16 protein-coding genes and 2 pseudogenes are annotated in these 15,377 nt (G+C 69.4%); 7 read left to right on the top strand and 11 right to left on the bottom strand.

All coding sequences use genetic code 11. From position 1 onward, the window contains the following. Window positions 1-6: 6 nt before the first annotated feature. Both OHN74_RS24325 and OHN74_RS24320 read right to left on the bottom strand, forming a co-directional pair. Complete coding sequence (locus OHN74_RS24325; RefSeq protein ID WP_327696680.1) at window positions 7-1,611, bottom strand: acyl-CoA carboxylase subunit beta; 1,605 nt, start codon at window positions 1,609-1,611, stop codon at window positions 7-9. An 84-nt stretch (window positions 1,612-1,695) separates the two neighbouring features. Next, window positions 1,696-1,854 (bottom strand): Arc family DNA-binding protein, encoded by a 159-nt coding sequence (locus tag OHN74_RS24320; RefSeq protein ID WP_327696679.1) that lies wholly within the window; start codon window positions 1,852-1,854, stop codon window positions 1,696-1,698. A 50-nt stretch (window positions 1,855-1,904) separates the two neighbouring features. Here OHN74_RS24320 and OHN74_RS24315 point away from each other — a divergent pair. Further along, window positions 1,905-3,113: pseudogene (locus OHN74_RS24315) on the top strand (RNA-guided endonuclease InsQ/TnpB family protein); the annotation flags it as partial. A 31-nt stretch (window positions 3,114-3,144) separates the two neighbouring features. Here the strand turns inward: OHN74_RS24315 and OHN74_RS24310 are convergent. Both OHN74_RS24310 and OHN74_RS24305 read right to left on the bottom strand, forming a co-directional pair. Further along, window positions 3,145-4,875 carry an acyclic terpene utilization AtuA family protein gene (locus OHN74_RS24310; protein ID WP_327696678.1) on the bottom strand — a complete coding sequence of 577 codons (1,731 nt, stop codon included), beginning with the start codon at window positions 4,873-4,875 and terminating at the stop codon, window positions 3,145-3,147. After that, window positions 4,875-5,678, bottom strand: coding sequence for a TIGR03084 family metal-binding protein (locus tag OHN74_RS24305; RefSeq protein ID WP_327696677.1), 804 nt, complete (start codon window positions 5,676-5,678; stop codon window positions 4,875-4,877). Before OHN74_RS24305 ends, OHN74_RS24310 begins: the two co-directional genes overlap by 1 nt. A gap of 310 nt (window positions 5,679-5,988) precedes the next feature. On the opposite strand from OHN74_RS24305, the gene OHN74_RS24300 reads away from it, so the two are divergent. Next, the gene (locus tag OHN74_RS24300) at window positions 5,989-6,726 is read left to right on the top strand and encodes a class I SAM-dependent DNA methyltransferase (RefSeq protein ID WP_327700250.1); all 738 of its coding nucleotides are present in this window, start codon (window positions 5,989-5,991) and stop codon (window positions 6,724-6,726) included. Between the two features lie 45 nt (window positions 6,727-6,771). Here the strand turns inward: OHN74_RS24300 and OHN74_RS24295 are convergent, their stop codons facing one another. Together OHN74_RS24295 and OHN74_RS24290 are read right to left on the bottom strand one after the other, a co-directional pair. Further along, window positions 6,772-7,245 carry a hypothetical protein gene (locus OHN74_RS24295; RefSeq protein WP_327696676.1) on the bottom strand — a complete coding sequence of 158 codons (474 nt, stop codon included), beginning with the start codon at window positions 7,243-7,245 and terminating at the stop codon, window positions 6,772-6,774. Window positions 7,246-7,353: 108 nt separating this feature from the next. Next, window positions 7,354-7,893: a hypothetical protein gene (locus tag OHN74_RS24290; RefSeq protein ID WP_327696675.1), complete on the bottom strand. Its 540-nt coding sequence runs from the start codon at window positions 7,891-7,893 to the stop codon at window positions 7,354-7,356. Window positions 7,894-8,062: 169 nt separating this feature from the next. Between OHN74_RS24290 and OHN74_RS24285 the strand changes: the two genes are divergently transcribed. After that, window positions 8,063-8,521, top strand: a complete 459-nt coding sequence (locus OHN74_RS24285) for a pyridoxamine 5'-phosphate oxidase family protein (RefSeq protein ID WP_327696674.1) — start codon at window positions 8,063-8,065, stop codon at window positions 8,519-8,521. 55 nt (window positions 8,522-8,576) lie between these two features. On the opposite strand, the gene OHN74_RS24280 is transcribed toward OHN74_RS24285, so the two are convergent. Next, complete coding sequence (locus tag OHN74_RS24280; RefSeq protein ID WP_327696673.1) at window positions 8,577-9,548, bottom strand: LysR family transcriptional regulator; 972 nt, start codon at window positions 9,546-9,548, stop codon at window positions 8,577-8,579. A 137-nt stretch (window positions 9,549-9,685) separates the two neighbouring features. On the opposite strand from OHN74_RS24280, the gene OHN74_RS24275 reads away from it, so the two are divergent. Further along, the gene (locus tag OHN74_RS24275) at window positions 9,686-10,498 is read left to right on the top strand and encodes an inositol monophosphatase family protein (protein WP_327696672.1); all 813 of its coding nucleotides are present in this window, start codon (window positions 9,686-9,688) and stop codon (window positions 10,496-10,498) included. A gap of 86 nt (window positions 10,499-10,584) precedes the next feature. Next, on the top strand, window positions 10,585-11,235 hold the full coding sequence (locus tag OHN74_RS24270) for an NADPH-dependent F420 reductase (protein WP_327696671.1): 651 nt from the start codon (window positions 10,585-10,587) through the stop codon (window positions 11,233-11,235). A gap of 160 nt (window positions 11,236-11,395) precedes the next feature. Here the strand turns inward: OHN74_RS24270 and OHN74_RS24265 are convergent, their stop codons facing one another. The 4 genes and pseudogenes from OHN74_RS24265 to OHN74_RS24250 all read right to left on the bottom strand — a co-directional run bounded on the left by OHN74_RS24265 (window position 11,396) and on the right by OHN74_RS24250 (window position 14,568). After that, complete coding sequence (locus OHN74_RS24265) at window positions 11,396-12,472, bottom strand: EamA family transporter (protein ID WP_327696670.1); 1,077 nt, start codon at window positions 12,470-12,472, stop codon at window positions 11,396-11,398. 156 nt (window positions 12,473-12,628) lie between these two features. Next, a pseudogene (locus OHN74_RS24260) lies at window positions 12,629-12,883 on the bottom strand (peptidoglycan bridge formation glycyltransferase FemA/FemB family protein); the annotation flags it as partial. Between the two features lie 47 nt (window positions 12,884-12,930). Beyond that, on the bottom strand, window positions 12,931-13,788 hold the full coding sequence (locus tag OHN74_RS24255) for a helix-turn-helix domain-containing protein (RefSeq protein ID WP_327696669.1): 858 nt from the start codon (window positions 13,786-13,788) through the stop codon (window positions 12,931-12,933). A gap of 45 nt (window positions 13,789-13,833) precedes the next feature. Next, complete coding sequence (locus tag OHN74_RS24250) at window positions 13,834-14,568, bottom strand: DUF6879 family protein (protein ID WP_327700249.1); 735 nt, start codon at window positions 14,566-14,568, stop codon at window positions 13,834-13,836. A gap of 170 nt (window positions 14,569-14,738) precedes the next feature. Between OHN74_RS24250 and OHN74_RS24245 the strand changes: the two genes are divergently transcribed. Further along, window positions 14,739-15,170, top strand: a complete 432-nt coding sequence (locus OHN74_RS24245) for a hypothetical protein (RefSeq protein WP_327700474.1) — start codon at window positions 14,739-14,741, stop codon at window positions 15,168-15,170. Further along, window positions 15,167-15,364: a hypothetical protein gene (locus OHN74_RS24240; RefSeq protein WP_327700473.1), complete on the top strand. Its 198-nt coding sequence runs from the start codon at window positions 15,167-15,169 to the stop codon at window positions 15,362-15,364. Before OHN74_RS24245 ends, OHN74_RS24240 begins: the two co-directional genes overlap by 4 nt. Window positions 15,365-15,377: the final 13 nt, after the last annotated feature.

Here is a 15,377-nt window from a genome sequence, read left to right as displayed (position 1 = left end):
GATTCCTTACATCCGGAAGACGCCGAAGCCGCCGCGGGCGCCCTCGTAGGGGGCGGTGTGGATCGCGGAGAGGCACAGGCCGAGGACGGTGCGGGTGTCGCGCGGGTCGATGACGCCGTCGTCGTACAGCCGCCCGGAGAGGAACATGGGCAGGGACTCGGCCTCGATCTGCTGCTCCACCATGGCCCGTAGCGCGGCGTCGCCCTCCTCGTCGTACGGCAGTCCCCTGGCGGCGGCCGACTGGCGGGCGACGATCGACAGCACGCCGGCGAGCTGCTGCGGGCCCATGACGGCCGACTTGGCGCTGGGCCAGGCGAAGAGGAAACGGGGGTCGTAGGCGCGCCCGCACATGCCGTAGTGCCCGGCGCCGTAGGAGGCCCCCATGAGGACGGAGAGGTGGGGGACGCGGGAGTTGGAGACCGCGTTGATCATCATCGCGCCGTGCTTGATGATGCCGCCCTGCTCGTACTCCCTGCCGACCATGTAGCCGGTGGTGTTGTGGAGGAAGAGGAGCGGGATGTCGCGCTGGTTGGCGAGCTGGATGAACTGGGCGGCCTTCTGTGACTCGGCGCTGAAGAGAACCCCCTGCGCGTTGGCGAGGATGCCGACCGGATAGCCGTGCAGCGTGGCCCAGCCGGTCACGAGGCTGGTCCCGTAGAGGGGCTTGAACTCGTCGAAGTCGGAGGCGTCGACGATACGGGCGACGACCTCGCGGGGGTCGAAGGGCACCTTCAGATCGCCCGGGACGATCCCCAGCAGCTCCTCCGCGTCGTACTTGGGCGGCTGGACGTCGGCCGGGCTCGGATCGGCGTACGCCTTGCGGTGGTTGAGCCTGGCCACGACCCGGCGGGCCTGACGGAGGGCGTCGTGCTCGTCGAGGGCGAAGTGGTCGGCGAGGCCCGACACGCGCGCGTGCATCTCGGCGCCGCCCAGCGACTCGTCGTCGCTCTCCTCCCCGGTGGCCATCTTCACGAGGGGCGGCCCGCCGAGGAACACCTTGGCGCGTTCCTTGACCATGATCACGTGATCGGACATGCCGGGGATGTACGCCCCACCGGCCGTCGAGTTCCCGAACACCACCGCCACCGTGGGAATCCCGGCGGCGGACAGGCGGGTGAGGTCGCGGAAGACGGCTCCCCCGGGGATGAAGATCTCCTTCTGGGACGGGAGATCCGCGCCGCCGGACTCGACGAGGCTGATGAAGGGCAGCCGGTTGGCGAGCGCGATGTCGTTGGCGCGCAGGGCCTTCTTCAGGCTCCAGGGGTTGCTGGCACCGCCGCGCACGGTCGGATCGTTGGCCGTGATCAGGCATTCCACACCCTCGACGACGCCGATCCCGGTGACGAGGGAGGCCCCGACCGCGTACTCGCTCCCCCAGGCCGCGAGCGGCGACAGCTCCAGGAAGGGCGTGTCGGGGTCGAGGAGCAGCTCGATGCGCTCACGGGCGAGGAGTTTGGCGCGGGCGCGGTGCCGGGCGGTGTACTTCTCGCCGCCGCCCGCGAGCGCCTTGGCGTGTTCGGCGTCGAGGGCGGCGAGTCTGCCGAGCATGGACTCGCGGTGGGCGGTGTGGTCAGGGGCTGCGCTGTCGAGGTTAGAGATCAGGACAGTCACCGAACTCCTCCGAAAATGCCACGACCCGCAAGCCGTGCGGGTATGCAGCCCTCGCAGAGCGGGACGGGGAGAGGCGAATCGTCGTCAGCGCGAATCGCCGCCCACCGACGGATCAGCAAGGGCGACCTCCAGGAGGTGCACGATCTCTCCGTTGACCGACCTGCGGTCCCGCTTCGCCTGACCGGCCAGGCGTTCGTGGAGCTCGGCCGGGAGCCGGACAGTGATGCGCTTCTCTTCATCCATACCGCCATTGTAGTTGCATAAGCACGGACAGTTGCCATACATTTGACGTCATGACGACAGTAAAAAGACAGAAGGATGATGTCGGCCATGCCCGGTACACCTTCCGGCTGCGTGTGTCGTCGACTGCCTGTGCCGGTCTGGGTGCCGAGTGGGCGCGGTGCCGGTGGATCTGGAACGAGTGCTGCGCCCGCTCGAAGAAGTCCCACGCCGAGGGCGAGAAGTGCGGCCCAGCCCGGCTGGACAAGATGCTGACCGAGGCCCGCGCCGCGAATGCGTGGCTGCGTGAGGGCAGCAGCGTCCCGCAGCAACAGATCATCCGCGACTTCGCCACATCCCGCGCGAAAGCACTGAAGGACATCAAGGCCCAGTTGCCGCAGTGGCAGCGGGCGGGTATGCCAAAGTGCAAGAAGAAGCACACGGTCGACCCGAGCCTGAACTACACGCAGCGCGGGTTCCGCCTCAAGAACGGTCGTCTGCACCTGGCGGGCGGGATCGTGCTCAGCGTGGTGTGGTCGCGGGACCTGCCCAAGCCGCCGTCCTCCGTCCGCGTCTACCGCGACAGCCTCGGCCACTGGTACGCCTCGTTCGTCGTGGCGACGACCACCGAAGCTCTGCCCGCCACCGGGCGGGACATCGGCATCGACTGGGGCGTCAAGGAGACCGCGACCACCACCAGCGACACCCACGACCTCCCCCATGCCCAGCACGGCAAGAGTGCCGCCGCCCGACTGGCCCGCTACCAGCAGCAGATGGCCCGTAGGAAACCCAAGCGCGGACAGGCCGGATCGAAGGGCTACCAGGAGGCGAAGCGGCAGGCCGCGAAGCTGCACAAGAAGGTCACCCGGCAGCGGGAGGACACCGGACGCAAGTGGGCGAAGAAAGTTGTGACCGACCATGACCGCCTCGCGGTCGAGGACTTCCGCCCGAAGTTCCTCGCCAAGTCCACCATGGCCCGCAAAGCCACCGACGCGGCGATCGGTGCCACCAAGCAGGCGCTGATCCACATGGCCCGCAAGCACGGCCGTGAACTGCACCTCGTACACCCCGCGCACACCACCATGGACTGCGCACAGTGCGGAGCGAGAACCAAGCACGCACTGCCCCTCTCAGAACGAACCTACGCCTGCACCGCATGCGGAGCCGAGTCCCCCAGGGACAAGAACTCCGCCCGCGTGATGCTCGTCCGGGCTGGTCTCAACCCGGCTGGTGCTGATCGTGTAAGAGCCGCTGGACCGCCGGTCCACAGCCAACGTGAGCCAGGAATCCCCTCCCTTAAGGGGAGAGGAGGATTCAAAGGAGGGCCTCCGGTATGTCGAGGTGCCGGGAGCGCAGCCATTCGCCGAGCGCCTTGGCCTGCGGATCGAAGCGGTGCTGCGCGGCGACGCCCTCGCCGAGGATGCCCTCGACGGTGAAGTTGAGGGCGCGGAGGTGCGGGAGGACGTGTCGTACGACGGTCAAGTCGGCGGTCTCCGGGAGCAGTTCGCGGAATCGGGCGACGGTGAGGGTGTGCGCGAGCCAGCGCCAGGCCTCGTCCGTGCGCACCCAGACACCGACGTTGGCGTTGCCGCCCTTGTCGCCACTGCGGGCACCGGCCAGCAGGCCGAGGGGGGCTCGTCGGGCCGGGCCGGGTCGCAGGGGGTCGGGCAGGGGCGGTTTCGGCTGCTCGTCGAGTACGAGGGTGTCGTGCGGCGGCGGTACGGGGATCCGGCGTCCGTCGTCCAGGACGGCCACGTGGTCCACGGCGTCCTGCGGGACGTACTCCGCCTCGAAGATCCCGTAGGGGGCACCCTTTCCCGGAGGCGCCAGGACATGGAACCCGGGGTAGCTGGCGAGGGCGAGTTCGACGGCGGCGCCGCTGAGGGTGCGGCCCACGGTGTTCTGGTCCGGGTCGCGGACGACGAGCCGGAGCAGGGCGCTGGCGGTCTCCTCGGTGGGCGCGTCGGGGTGGTCGGTGCGGGCGAGGGTCCAAGTCACCTCGGCTGGGCGGGACTTGGCCGCGCAGATCACGCTTTCCAACTGGTCCCGGACGAGCGCGGCCTTGTGCTCGATGTCGAGCCCGGTGAGGACGAACGTGACCTCGTTGCGGAATCCGCCGAGCCGGTTGAGGCCCAACTTGAGGGTGGGCGGGGGCGCTTCACCTCGTACGCCGTGGATACGTACCCGGTCGGGGCCGTCCTGGGTGAGGCGGACGGTGTCGAGGCGGGCGGTGACGTCGGGGCCGGCGTACCGGGCGCCCTGTGTCTCGTACAGGAGTTGGGCGGTGACCGTGCCGATGTCGACGACGCCGCCGGTGTCGGGGTGCTTGGTGATGACGCTCGTGCCGTCGGAGTGGATCTCGGCGAGGGGGAAGCCGGGGTGGCGCAGGATGCCGCGGTCCTGGCCCATGTGCTCGGCGAAGAAGGCGTAGTTGCCGCCGGTGGCCTGCGTACCGCACTCCAGCACATGCCCGGCGACCACCGCGCCCGCGAGCCGGTCGTGGTCCGCCGGTCCCCAGCCGAAGTGGGCGGCGGCCGGCCCGGCGACGAGGGCCGCGTCGGTGACCCGGCCGGTGACGACGACGTCCGCGCCCTCGCGCAGACAGGCGGCTATGCCGAAGGCGCCCAGGTAGGCGTGTGCGGCAAGGCTGTTGGGGTGCATGGCGGTGAGGTCGTCGCCCTCGACGTGAGCCACGCGGGCGGGGATCCCGAGTCGGTCGGCGAGTTTCCTGACGTTCTCCGCGAGGCCCGCCGGGTTGAGGCCACCGGCGTTGGCGACGATCCGTACCCCGCGCTCATGGGCGAGCCCGAGGCACTCCTCCAGCTGGCGCAGAAAGGTGCGGGCGTACCCGGCCGAGGGGTCCGACGGGTTCTTGATGCGGTCGCGGCCCAGGATGAGCATGGTCAGTTCGGCGAGGTAGTCGCCGGTGAGGACGTCGAGTCGACCACCGGTGAGCATCTCGCGCATGGCGTCGAAACGGTCGCCGTAGAAGCCGGAGGCGTTGCCTATGCGGAGGGGCGGCCGGTGACTCCGGGGAGCCGTCATCACGTGGTCCCCTTCGGTGCGCGTCCGTTGCCCGGCGGTCCCGCGAAGGCCTGGGCGATGTCGAGCCATCGGTCGGCGTCGTCGCCTTCGGCGTGCAGGGCGAGGTCGGTGCGGTGGGCGCGCTGGGTGACGAGGAGGCAGAAGTCGAGGGCGGGGCCGGTGACGCGGCCGACCGCGTGCTTCGGGTCCTCCGGACCGTACGTCCACAACTCCCCTGCCGGTCCGACGAGTTCCACGCGAAACTCGTCGAACGGCGGAGCCATCCCGTGCACGCCGAACGCGAAGTCTCGGGTGCGGACACCGAGTCGGGCGATGTGCCGGAGGCGCGCGGTGGGGGCGATCCGGGGCACGCCCAGCGCGTCGGCCACGTCCAGGCCGTGGGCCCAGGTCTCCATCAGCCGGGCGGTCGCCATGGAGGCGGTGGACATCGGCGGCCCGTACCAGGGGAACCGTGCCCCGTCGGGTGCCGCGCGCAGGGCCTCCGCCAGAGCCTCGCGCCCGGCCCGCCAGTCCGCCAGCAACCGCGCGGGCGGCTTCTTCGCCCACTCCTCGGCGCCGTTGTCCACGAAGTCCCCCGGCGAGGTCAGCGCGTTCTCCACCTCGCGGTCGAAGGCGGCCCGGTCGGTCACGGCCAGCACGGAGGAGTGGTCGGTCCAGGCGAGGTGTGCGATCTGGTGGGCGACGGTCCAGGTGGGGGCGGGGGTGTCGAGGGCCCACTGCTCGGCACTCAACTCGGCGACCAGGTGGTCGAGTTGGGCGCCCTCCTGACACATGTCGTCGATGACGGCCGACGGGTCGGACACGAGGCGCTTCCTTTCGGGCACGACGGCGTGCCGGGCGTTGCGGCGTGGTGCGGTCCGTTCTTGAAGGATGGCAGCGCGACCAGAAACAAGCAAGCGTGCTTGCATTGAACAAGGTCGTCGGGGCGGGTGGACCTCGGCTCAGTCGTCCCGGTCGTTCCACTGCCGAATTCGGATGCGGTGCGGTCGTGCCCCGCAGTACGGTCCCCCGGTGACTGCCTCAGACGCCGGTTCCGACCAAGGCCGAGCCGCAGACGACAACGACGACGGCCATCGCGACGGCGAAGGCGAGGACGGCTACTTCGGAGAACCGGTGGCCGCGGGGTACGACGACCCCACCTCCCACATGTTCACGCCCGCCGCGATCGAACCGGCGGCCGATTTCCTGGCCGGGTTGGCCGGGTTGGCCGGGTCGGCCGGTGACGGTCGGGCCCTCGAACTCGGCATCGGCACGGGACGTATCGCGTTGCCGTTGGCGCGGCGCGGGGTCGAGGTGCACGGGATCGACATGTCCCGGGCGATGGTGGCCCGGCTGCGGGCCAAGCAGGGCGGGGACGCCATCGGGGTGACGATCGGGGACTTCTCGGCGACGAGGGCCGGGACGACGGACGGGGACTTCTCGGTCGCCTACCTCGTCTACAACACGATCATGAACCTGACCTCGCAGGAGGCGCAGGTGGCGTGCTTCCGCAATGTCGCGGCGCAGCTGGCGCCCGGCGGGACGTTCGTCGTCGAGGTCCTGGTGCCCGAGCTGCGCAGGCTGCCGGCCGGGCAGAACGTCGTACCGTTCCACACGAGCCCGACGCGCTGGGCCTTCGACGTGTACGACATCGCCACCCAGGCGACCAGCTCGAACTACGTCGAGGTGGTGGACGGCCGCGGATCGTACCGCTCGATTCCGTTCCGGTACGTGTGGCCGTCCGAGCTGGATCTGATGGCCCGGCTGGCCGGGATGCGACTGCGCGAGCGGTGGGACGGGTGGACGCGGGAGCCGTTCACGAGCGAGAGCACGAAGCACGTGTCGGTGTGGGAGAAGCCGGCGGCCGGCTGACCTGGCATCGGGCGCGGTCCGGCCGCTCGCCGCCGGCTTGCCGGGTCAGTCGCCTGAGCAGCCGAAGATGCCCAGGTGGGTCGGCTCGTCGCCGGTGTACAGGACGACGTACAGGCCCGTCCATCGCATCTGGCACTCGTCGATCAGGTGCCCCTTGGGATCCGTTTGCCCGCCGATCGCCCCGTACCCCTCGTCGAGCCGCGCCTGGAACTGTTCGGGCGTCGGGCGACCTGTGCCGAAGTGATGGGCCGTGCGGTCGGGCGCGAGGGGGCGCAGGGTCCCGAAATCCTCTGCCCTGTCGCCGGAAGGAGGCTTGGTCGTGTGCACCACTCGCTCGATGTCGAGGATCGAGTGGGTGCCCTCCTCCCCCAACTCCTCGTCCGCGTAGAGGTCTTCCAGCGTCTTGTACGCGTCGTCGTCGCCGTGGTCCTCCTGGAACACCTGCTCGTGCAGGCGTTCCAGCGCTCGTTCGACACTGCCGTCGAACGGAGTCACGTAGTCCCAGCCACTCGCACCCATCGCGCACCCCTCTCCCCCGCGCCCTCCTTGTGAGGGCGGCGCCAATGTAGAGGACGGGACTGACATCGGCGCTCACCATGTACGGCGCCAACGCCTCGCCAGGGGCACTCAGCCTTCGTCGACCGACCGGGACAGAGCCTCGCTGATCATGCGGGTGGCGAAGTCGGGGTCGTCGGTGATGCGGTTGATGTGTTCCGCGAGCAGGAAGGCGGTGGCTTCCAGGGGAGTCATCTCCTTCTCGGTCCAGTCTCCGTACTGCTTGCGCCACAGGTTGGGACTCAGGCCGGTGCCCGCGGCGATGACCAGGCCGGCCATGGTGGGGATCGCCTCGGGGCGGACGCTCTTGGGCATCATGCGCATCGAGGCCACGAGGTTGGGGACCACGTACTCGATGACGTCCTTGTCGTGTTCCTCGTGGGCCTTCCGCAGCCAGGTCATGAACATGTAGATGAGGGTGCACGCGCCGTCCAGCAGGTCATGGGCTCCCTTGGGGCCCAACGACGCGGCGAACTGGTCGATCAGCTTCTGCTGTTCGGGGTCCCTCCCGGTCCTGCCGCTGTGGACACTCCTGAGCTGGGAGTCGATCACCAGGAGTGCCGCGCCCACATCGCCGACGGGAGCGTGCTGGGGGTCGCAGGGCGATGACACAGAATTCCTCCTCGGCCGACTGCGCTGCGCAGTGCTGCACATACGTACAGTAAACGGCCGACGGGGCGGGCACCGGTGGTTCGTCACCTTTGCGGAGACGGGCCGTTTCCGGTTTCCGAATCCTGGCTGCGGCGGAATGCCGGGCTCTGGGTGGGCAGTTACCCAGTTCATGACCCAAGGCCCCGCACCTCGCCCCCTGTCCGACGAAGCCCTCTCCGACCTGCTGGGCAAGCAGCAGTTCGGGACGCTCGCCACCAACAAGCGCAGTGGTCATCCCCACTTGACGACCATGGTCTACAGCTGGGACCCGCAGACCCGCATCGTCCGGTTCTCCACCACGGCCGACCGCGTCAAGGTCAAGCATCTGCGACGCGACCCGCGGGCCGCGCTGCATGTGTCGGGCGGCGACGTGTGGTCGTTCGCTGTCGCGGAGGGCGAGGCGGAGGCATCCGAGGTCACGACGGTCCCGGGCGACGCGGTCGGGCGGGAGTTGCTCGCGATGATCCCGGCGGCGGCCCGGCCGGAGGACGAACAGGCTTTTCTGGAGGGGTTGGTGGCCGAACGCCGACTCGTGATCCGGCTGAGGACCCACCGGCCGTACGGGACGGCACTGGACATCGGCGCCTGAGCGGCGACGTACGTCCGCGACTCGTTGGCGCCGTTCGTGGTGTCGCCCGTTCGCCTCAGGTGTCCTCACCGCCCGGTTCGGAGGGCGAGGAAAGCCGGGAGTCGGAGGGAAGCCGGGAATCGGCCGGTGGGGCGAACAGTGCCTGGACGGTTTCGGTGGCCAGGTCGCGCAGCCAGGCGTGGGCGCGGTCGTCGTCGTAGCGCTGGTGCCACAGGAGGTACAGCGGGATGGCGGGCATCTGGAGCGGCAAGGGCACTGTGATCAGGCCGAGTTGGTCCCGGGCGGCGCGGGTGGCCGCGTCGGGGAGGGTGAGCACCAGGTCGGTACCCGGGGCGAGTTGCAGCGCGAAGGCGACGGTGGGCAGGGCGGCGACGACGCGGCGCTCGTGTCCGCACGTCGCCAGGACGTCGTCGACCGGGTCGCGCAGACGTCCGCGCCTGGAGACGGTGAGGTGTTCGGCGGCCGCGTAGCGATCGAGGCTCAGCGGGCCTTCGGCGAGCGGGTGACCGGGGCGGACGGCGACGACGAGCCGATCGCGGCCTACGAGGCGGTGCCGGATGTCGGGGAGCGTCGGCCGGCTGGAGCTGGATTCGAGGTCGACCTCACCCCGCCGCAGCTCGGGGCTGTCCGTGCCGGACTCGGCGGGCAGGCGCAGTTGGACGCCGGGGGCCCGCTGGTGGACAGCGGTGATCAGGGCCGTGCCGCAGGCGGCGGTCAGGGCATCGTGCCAGCGCACGGTGAACACCCGCTCCAGAGCCGCCAGGTCGAGTTCCTGCTGTGCGGACAGAAGTTGGTGGGCCTGCTGCACGAGGGCGTGGACCTGGGCACGGAGGGCCAGCGCCCGGGGTGTGGGCACCATGCTGCGGCCGGCGCGGACCAGGATCTGGTCGCCGGTGGCCTTGCGGATGCGGCCCAGGGAGCGGCTCATCGCCGGTGCGGTGACGTGCAGGCGGGCCGCGGCGCCACCGACACTGCCCTCTTCCAGCAAGGCGTCCAGAGCGGTGAGCAGGTTCAGATCCAGTTGCATGGGAGTAACTCTACGAGTGAAAACCATGCACTTGTTGTTAATCATCAGGCGACCTACCTTCGAAGTGCGGGGACGGAACAAGCCGCCTCTCGGTCACCGAACCCCCGCGGTCACTCATCGAACCCAGGGAGCCCGCCATGAGCACAGCCATGCCTTTCGACGCCGGTACGACGCTCATCTCCGAGGTGACAGCCGCCGTGAAGAACGCCGGCGTCACGCTGCGCGACCGCCACACCCCGTACGCCCGAGGGGTGAGCCTGAACGAGGTCGTCGCGGAGATCCACGCCAACGACGACGCGGTGCTGGACGCGCTGCGGGAACCGCTGCTGCGGGCCCGGCCCGGATCGCAGTGGGCCGAGGACGAGCTGGCCGGCGGCGCGCTCCCGGCCGGGGAGTGGTGGGTCGTCGACCCTGCCGAGGGCAACATCAACCACGTCCACGGCATGGAGGACTGGGCCGTCACCGCCACGCTGGTCCGCGACAACCTGCCGGTACTCACCGTCGTCCATCTGCCGCTGACCGGCGACACGTACACGGCTGTCGCCGGCGGCGGTGCCCGCCTCAACGACCGCCCCCTGAAGGTGTCCGCCAAGACCGACCTGGGCGCCGCGCTCGTCGGCACGGGTCAGGCCCGGCCCGGCGAGGACAAGCACACCTTCCGGCGGATCGGGGAGTCGGTCACCACCATGCTCACCGACGCACTCGTGGTGCGCGTGTCCGTGCCCGCGACGATGCAGCTCATCCATGTCGCCGCCGGACGCATGGACGCGTTCTGGCAGTTCTCCGACGTCCGCTCCGGCCTGGTCGCCGGCGCCTTGCTGGTCTCCGAGGCCGGAGGCACCGTCACCGACCTGGCGGGCAAGCCCTGGAGCACGGCCGCCCGGGACTTCCTGGCCGCCGCCCCCGGAGTCCACGGCGCAGCCCTCGACTCCCTGTCACCGATCGTCTGAGCGCGAACCGACCGCACGCCACGTCCGTTCCTCCGGTCCAACCGCCCGACTGCCCGACTGCCCACCACCGCAAGGAGCATCACCTCATGACCAGCATCGGAATCCTGGGCACCGGCCGCGTCGGCTCCGGCCTCGCCGCCAAGCTCGCCGCGACCGGACACCACGTCGTCCTGGGCGGCCGGAGCCCGACGAACGGGACCGCGACACCCACACCCACCGGTGACACCAACCCCCGCATCTCCTTCGCGGACCAGCGCACCACTGCCCGTACCGCGGACATCGTGATCAACGCGACGCCCGGCGACAGCACCCTGGACCGCCTCACGGAGCTGCGCACCGAGCTAGCCGGAAAGATCCTCGTCGACGTCTCCAACGCCACCCGTGACGTCGACGGCCTGCCCGGCGACCTGTGCTACCCCGGCAGCAGCCTCGCCGAGCGACTTCAGGCCGCACTTCCCGACACCCGTGTGGTCAAGACGCTCAACACCATGTTGTTCATGGTCATGACCGCCCCCGACATCCTGGCCACCCCGCCGACCGTCTATGTCTCGGGCGACGACGAACAGGCGAAGAAGACCGTCACCGGTCTGCTCGGCGAACTGGGCTGGCAGGACGCATGGATCGAGGACCTGGGGGACATCACCACGGCCCGTGCCACCGAGGCCATGATCCTGGTCGTTCCCCACATCCTGCGCCGACGCGGCTTCAAGCCCTTCGCGGTCTCACTCGCCCGCTGAGCCCTCCGGGGGGCGGCACGGTGCGGGAGCCGGCCCCGAAGCGGCCCGTCTGCGTGCTCCCCGACACCGTGGTCGACCCCGACCCGGGCCGGACACGATCGGGGCGGACGCGGTCAGGCAGGTCAAGTCAGGCAATACCTATCCCTGACGCGGCGCGACCCTAAGCCTCCAACTCCAAAGGCTTCCTGGGCACTTGAGCGGGTCCAGCGGGCGGCCCCTCGTCGGCGCCGTCCGGGTCCTCCCTCCGGCCCACCTGTGTCCGCACCGCCCCCATGCTCGCCACGATGACGAGGGAGATCGCGAGGGCTTCGGGGGCGGAGAGCGCCTGGTCGAGGATCAGGAACCCGGCGGTCGCGGCGACGGCGGGCTCCAGGCTCATCAGGATCGCGAAGGTGGAGGAGGGCAGGCGTCGCAGGGCAAGGAGTTCCAGGGTGTACGGCAGCACGGAGGACAGGACGCCCACCGCCGCCCCCAGAGCCACGGTGGTCGGGTCGAGCAGCCTCGCGCCCGACTCGACGATGCCCAACGGCAGAAACACCACCGCGGCGACCACCATGGCGAGCGCCAGCCCGTCGGCCTGCGGGAAGCGTCGGCCCGTACGGGAACTGAGGACGATGTAGACCGCCCACATGGCACCGGCGCCGAGGGCGAAGGCGACCCCTACGGGATCGAGGGTGCCGAAGCCGCCGCCACCGAGCAGGAAAACCCCGGCGAGGGCGAGACCGGCCCAGGCGAGATTGAGAGCCCGCCGGGAGGCGACGACGGACAGCACGAGCGGCCCGAGCACCTCCAGCGTGACGGCGGGACCGAGCGGAATCCGTCCGATGGCCTGATAGAACAGCCCGTTCATGGCGGCCATGGTCACGCCGAACAGGACGACCACTCCCCAGTCGCCCCGCGAGTAGCCGCGCACCCTGGGCCGGCACACCAGCAGCATGATCACGGCCGCTGCCACCAGCCTGAGCGTCACGATCCCGAAGGCCCCGGCCCTCGGCAGCAGCGTCACGGCGAGCGCCCCGCCGAACTGCACGGATATCCCCCCGGCCAGCACGAGCCCAACGGCCCCCAGGGTCCCCCACCCCTTGCGCGCCCCCCGGTGCCGCCCCCGAGAGCCCCCAGGGGCGGGAACGACGAGAGCAGGCAGATTGGCGGAGGGCAGCGCGACATCACCCGCACCGGCGGGCACAACAGGTCCGGCCACGGCGGCCCACGCGGGCAGACGCTCGGCACTGGGCATCTTTACAGGGCCTTCCCAGGATCTGTACGCGATCTCCGTACAATGAGATGCACTCTACCGTCCAGAGTAATGGACCAGGAAGAGCATACGAACCCACGCACACCCGACGCGCCCCGGCCTGCGCTCCGGCGCCCTGTCCCGCCCCCTCCTCCCTCGTCAGCGGCGGGACATGTACAGATCCAGCGCCTTGTGCAGCAGCCGGTTGAGGGGCAGATCCCACTCCCCCAGATACTCGGCGGCCTCGCCCCCCGTACCGACCTTGAAGCGCAGCAGGCCGAGCAGGTGGTTGGAGTCCTCCAGCGTGTCCGTGATGCCGCGCAGGTCGTACACGGCGGCGCCCAGCTCGTGAGCGTCGGCCATCATGCGCCACTGGATGGCGTTGTTGGGCTGGCCCTCGCGCCGACGGCTCGTAGGGACAGGGGGAGTTGAGGTGAGGGGTCCGCGACTGTCCGGGTTCCTCAGCTCGCACTCAGCACCTGCCGAGCACGGTTGATCACCGCCCGCGCATCGGTGCCGTACAGGGCGGACTCCTGGAGGGTCTTCCACACGCGCAGGTATGTGCCCACTGTGTTCGAGTCGTCCAGCCACAGTTCGGCATGCCAGTCCTCGACAACTACACGCCGTTCGTCGTAGATCCAGAAACCGTTGCCCGGATAGATCCCAAGGGTGGCAGCGAACGGCACAATGCCGAGTTCCACGGTGTCCAGGCCGATGACGCTCGCGAGACGGTCCAACTGGGCAGCGAGTACGGAGGGTGGGCACACCTGGGAGTAGAGAGCCGCTTCCCACATCGTGATCCGGTACTTCCTGCCGGGCTCGTACAGCCCTTCCTGGCGCCGGATGCGGGCGCGGACCGCTTCCTCGGTGTCCCGGGGCGATTGGTAGAGGTCGGAGTGCCGGGTGAAGACATGTCGCGCGTAGTCGGCTGTCTGCAGCATGCCGGGGACGAGGTTGTTCTCCCAGATCGTCAGGACCCGCGTGCGCTCGTGTTCGCTGGTGATGGCGTCCTGGACCGGCTTGTGCCCAGAAGCCAACTGCCTTCGCCATGACCGGATATGGGACTCGAAACCGCGCAACTGGGCCAGCAGACCGTCGTACGCCTCGGGGTGGCCGGTGGCATCGGCCCACGCTCGCAGGTCATCAGCCACGGCGGTCTGTTTGCCGTTCTCCAACTTGCTGACCTTGGACTTGGTCCAGCCGGCGCCGAGCCGGTCCGCGAGTTGCGCGCCGCTGAGCCGACCGCCAGAGCACGAGATCCTCAGCTCCCGGAGTCGAATGCCCAGGCTTTCGCGTGCCTGCTGATAGTCAGTGGTCACCGGACCTCACGCCGTTTCCCCATGGCCTGCCCGGCCTTGTATGGCTCAGGTCACCTTGAACTCGTCGTACCGAACCGCATAGTGCCAGGCGGCGTCCCGCACTTGACAGTAACGGTTGACCACCGCCGGCTCTGTGATCAGTTCGATGTCGACGAGGTTGTCGACGTCGTCGAAGTTGAGGCGCGCCACCAGCCTGGAGTCGAAGAGCCAGAAGTCCTCGTCGGGCAGGTGCAAACGGTTTGCCTCGGCACGCGGCAGGTTGCGAATGTCCTCGCCCACAGCGCAGTTCCGCGCGGCATTGGCCTGAAGGAACAACTGACCGGTCGTGGCCGGCGAATCGATCAGGCGCACGCGCTCGAACCGTTTGCCCTCGGTGGTCTGCGACCGCACGTTGAGGCACCAGGAGTCGCCGTAGTCCCACACCACGGTCTCCCCCGCCACGAACTGGGCCCAGTCGTCGCCGGTCTCGTCACTCGCGTACCGGCGCCGGGTTTCCAGGCGCCAGGCGGTGTGCTCGAAAGTCTCGAAAAGACGGCGGAACTCGTCCTCGGCGTTGATGAGCCGCGGTGTGTCGTCACGTGGTCCGAAGTCGACCAGCGTATTACGTGGCACCACCACGGCCACCTCGCCTTCGTCGAGGCGCTGTAACTGGGCCAGGTCTTCGGAAGCCGTGAGTGGAGGTCCATGCACGATGACCTCCCCCGAGTCGAGGTCTTCGTGTACCCCAGGACAGCCGCCGCCACCTGAGCCCGTGCCGTTGAATCGCAGTCGTCGCATGATCTCTCCTTCCTTCCAGGTACTGGTTCTTGGCCATCCTCCCCGGGGACACCGTCGCGAACACCCAGTTCACAGGGGCCCTGTGCGAAACAGCAAGAAACCACACACCGAGTAGGAGAAACTTCGAGAAACCAGCGAGACGCCACCAAATCCCGTTCCCTACCATCCCGTTCATGTCCACAGCACACGAGCCGCAGGACACCATCACCAAGCATCCCGTCGCCACCCTGCTGATCGACACCGAGCACGGCGACAGGATCGGCTACGTCATGGGCCACGAGGGTCCCTACGTCCAGCTCCGTCCACCCGGCGGCGGTACGGAATGGGACGCGAGCCCTGACCGGCTCCGCCCGGCCGACGCAAAGGAAGCCTTGCGCGCCCGGCTCACTGAGCGGAACCGCGAGGGACGCCTCATGGCGACTCCACCCACCGCAGACCGCTCGCCGTCGCCCGAGTGCGCGCTCGCCGAAAACCCCGGCTACGAGCATCTGCACACCAGCTGCCGCCAGACCACCGACATACCGCTGCCCCACGCCGTCGGCATCCTCCTGCAACCGCGCTGCGGCTGCACGTGCCACTCCCGGAGAAAGGTAGGACAGTCATGACCGTAGCTCTCGACCGCCCGGTAGGTACCCGCACCCGCGACCCCCAGGAACTGCTCAACGCCGTCCAGCCCCACGTCAGGCACCTGACCGTGAACGTGCTGGACGGCGGCATGACCCTGTGGGACCGCGAAATCGCGCTACCGGAATTCATTCGCAGTGCATCGGCCTTCAGGCCGGTGGTGAGGCGAATCTGATGATGGCGACGCG

The sequence above is a fragment of the Streptomyces sp. NBC_00459 genome (assembly GCF_036013955.1).
Taxonomy (GTDB): Bacteria; Actinomycetota; Actinomycetes; order Streptomycetales; family Streptomycetaceae; genus Streptomyces.
Note: the sequence above shows the minus strand (reverse complement) of the source record. Positions and strands in the feature narration are given on the sequence as shown.

Coding starts and splice junctions, on each gene's coding strand:
- OHN74_RS24270 (WP_327696671.1), top strand. CDS start 10,585: ATGACCAGCATCGGAATCCTGGGCACCGGCCGCGTCGGCTCCGGCCTC.
- OHN74_RS24280 (WP_327696673.1), bottom strand. CDS start 9,548: ATGCAACTGGATCTGAACCTGCTCACCGCTCTGGACGCCTTGCTGGAA.
- OHN74_RS24275 (WP_327696672.1), top strand. CDS start 9,686: ATGAGCACAGCCATGCCTTTCGACGCCGGTACGACGCTCATCTCCGAG.
- OHN74_RS24295 (WP_327696676.1), bottom strand. CDS start 7,245: ATGGGTGCGAGTGGCTGGGACTACGTGACTCCGTTCGACGGCAGTGTC.
- OHN74_RS24285 (WP_327696674.1), top strand. CDS start 8,063: ATGACCCAAGGCCCCGCACCTCGCCCCCTGTCCGACGAAGCCCTCTCC.
- OHN74_RS24245 (WP_327700474.1), top strand. CDS start 14,739: ATGTCCACAGCACACGAGCCGCAGGACACCATCACCAAGCATCCCGTC.
- OHN74_RS24310 (WP_327696678.1), bottom strand. CDS start 4,875: ATGACGGCTCCCCGGAGTCACCGGCCGCCCCTCCGCATAGGCAACGCC.
- OHN74_RS24320 (WP_327696679.1), bottom strand. CDS start 1,854: ATGGATGAAGAGAAGCGCATCACTGTCCGGCTCCCGGCCGAGCTCCAC.
- OHN74_RS24240 (WP_327700473.1), top strand. CDS start 15,167: ATGACCGTAGCTCTCGACCGCCCGGTAGGTACCCGCACCCGCGACCCC.
- OHN74_RS24265 (WP_327696670.1), bottom strand. CDS start 12,472: ATGCCCAGTGCCGAGCGTCTGCCCGCGTGGGCCGCCGTGGCCGGACCT.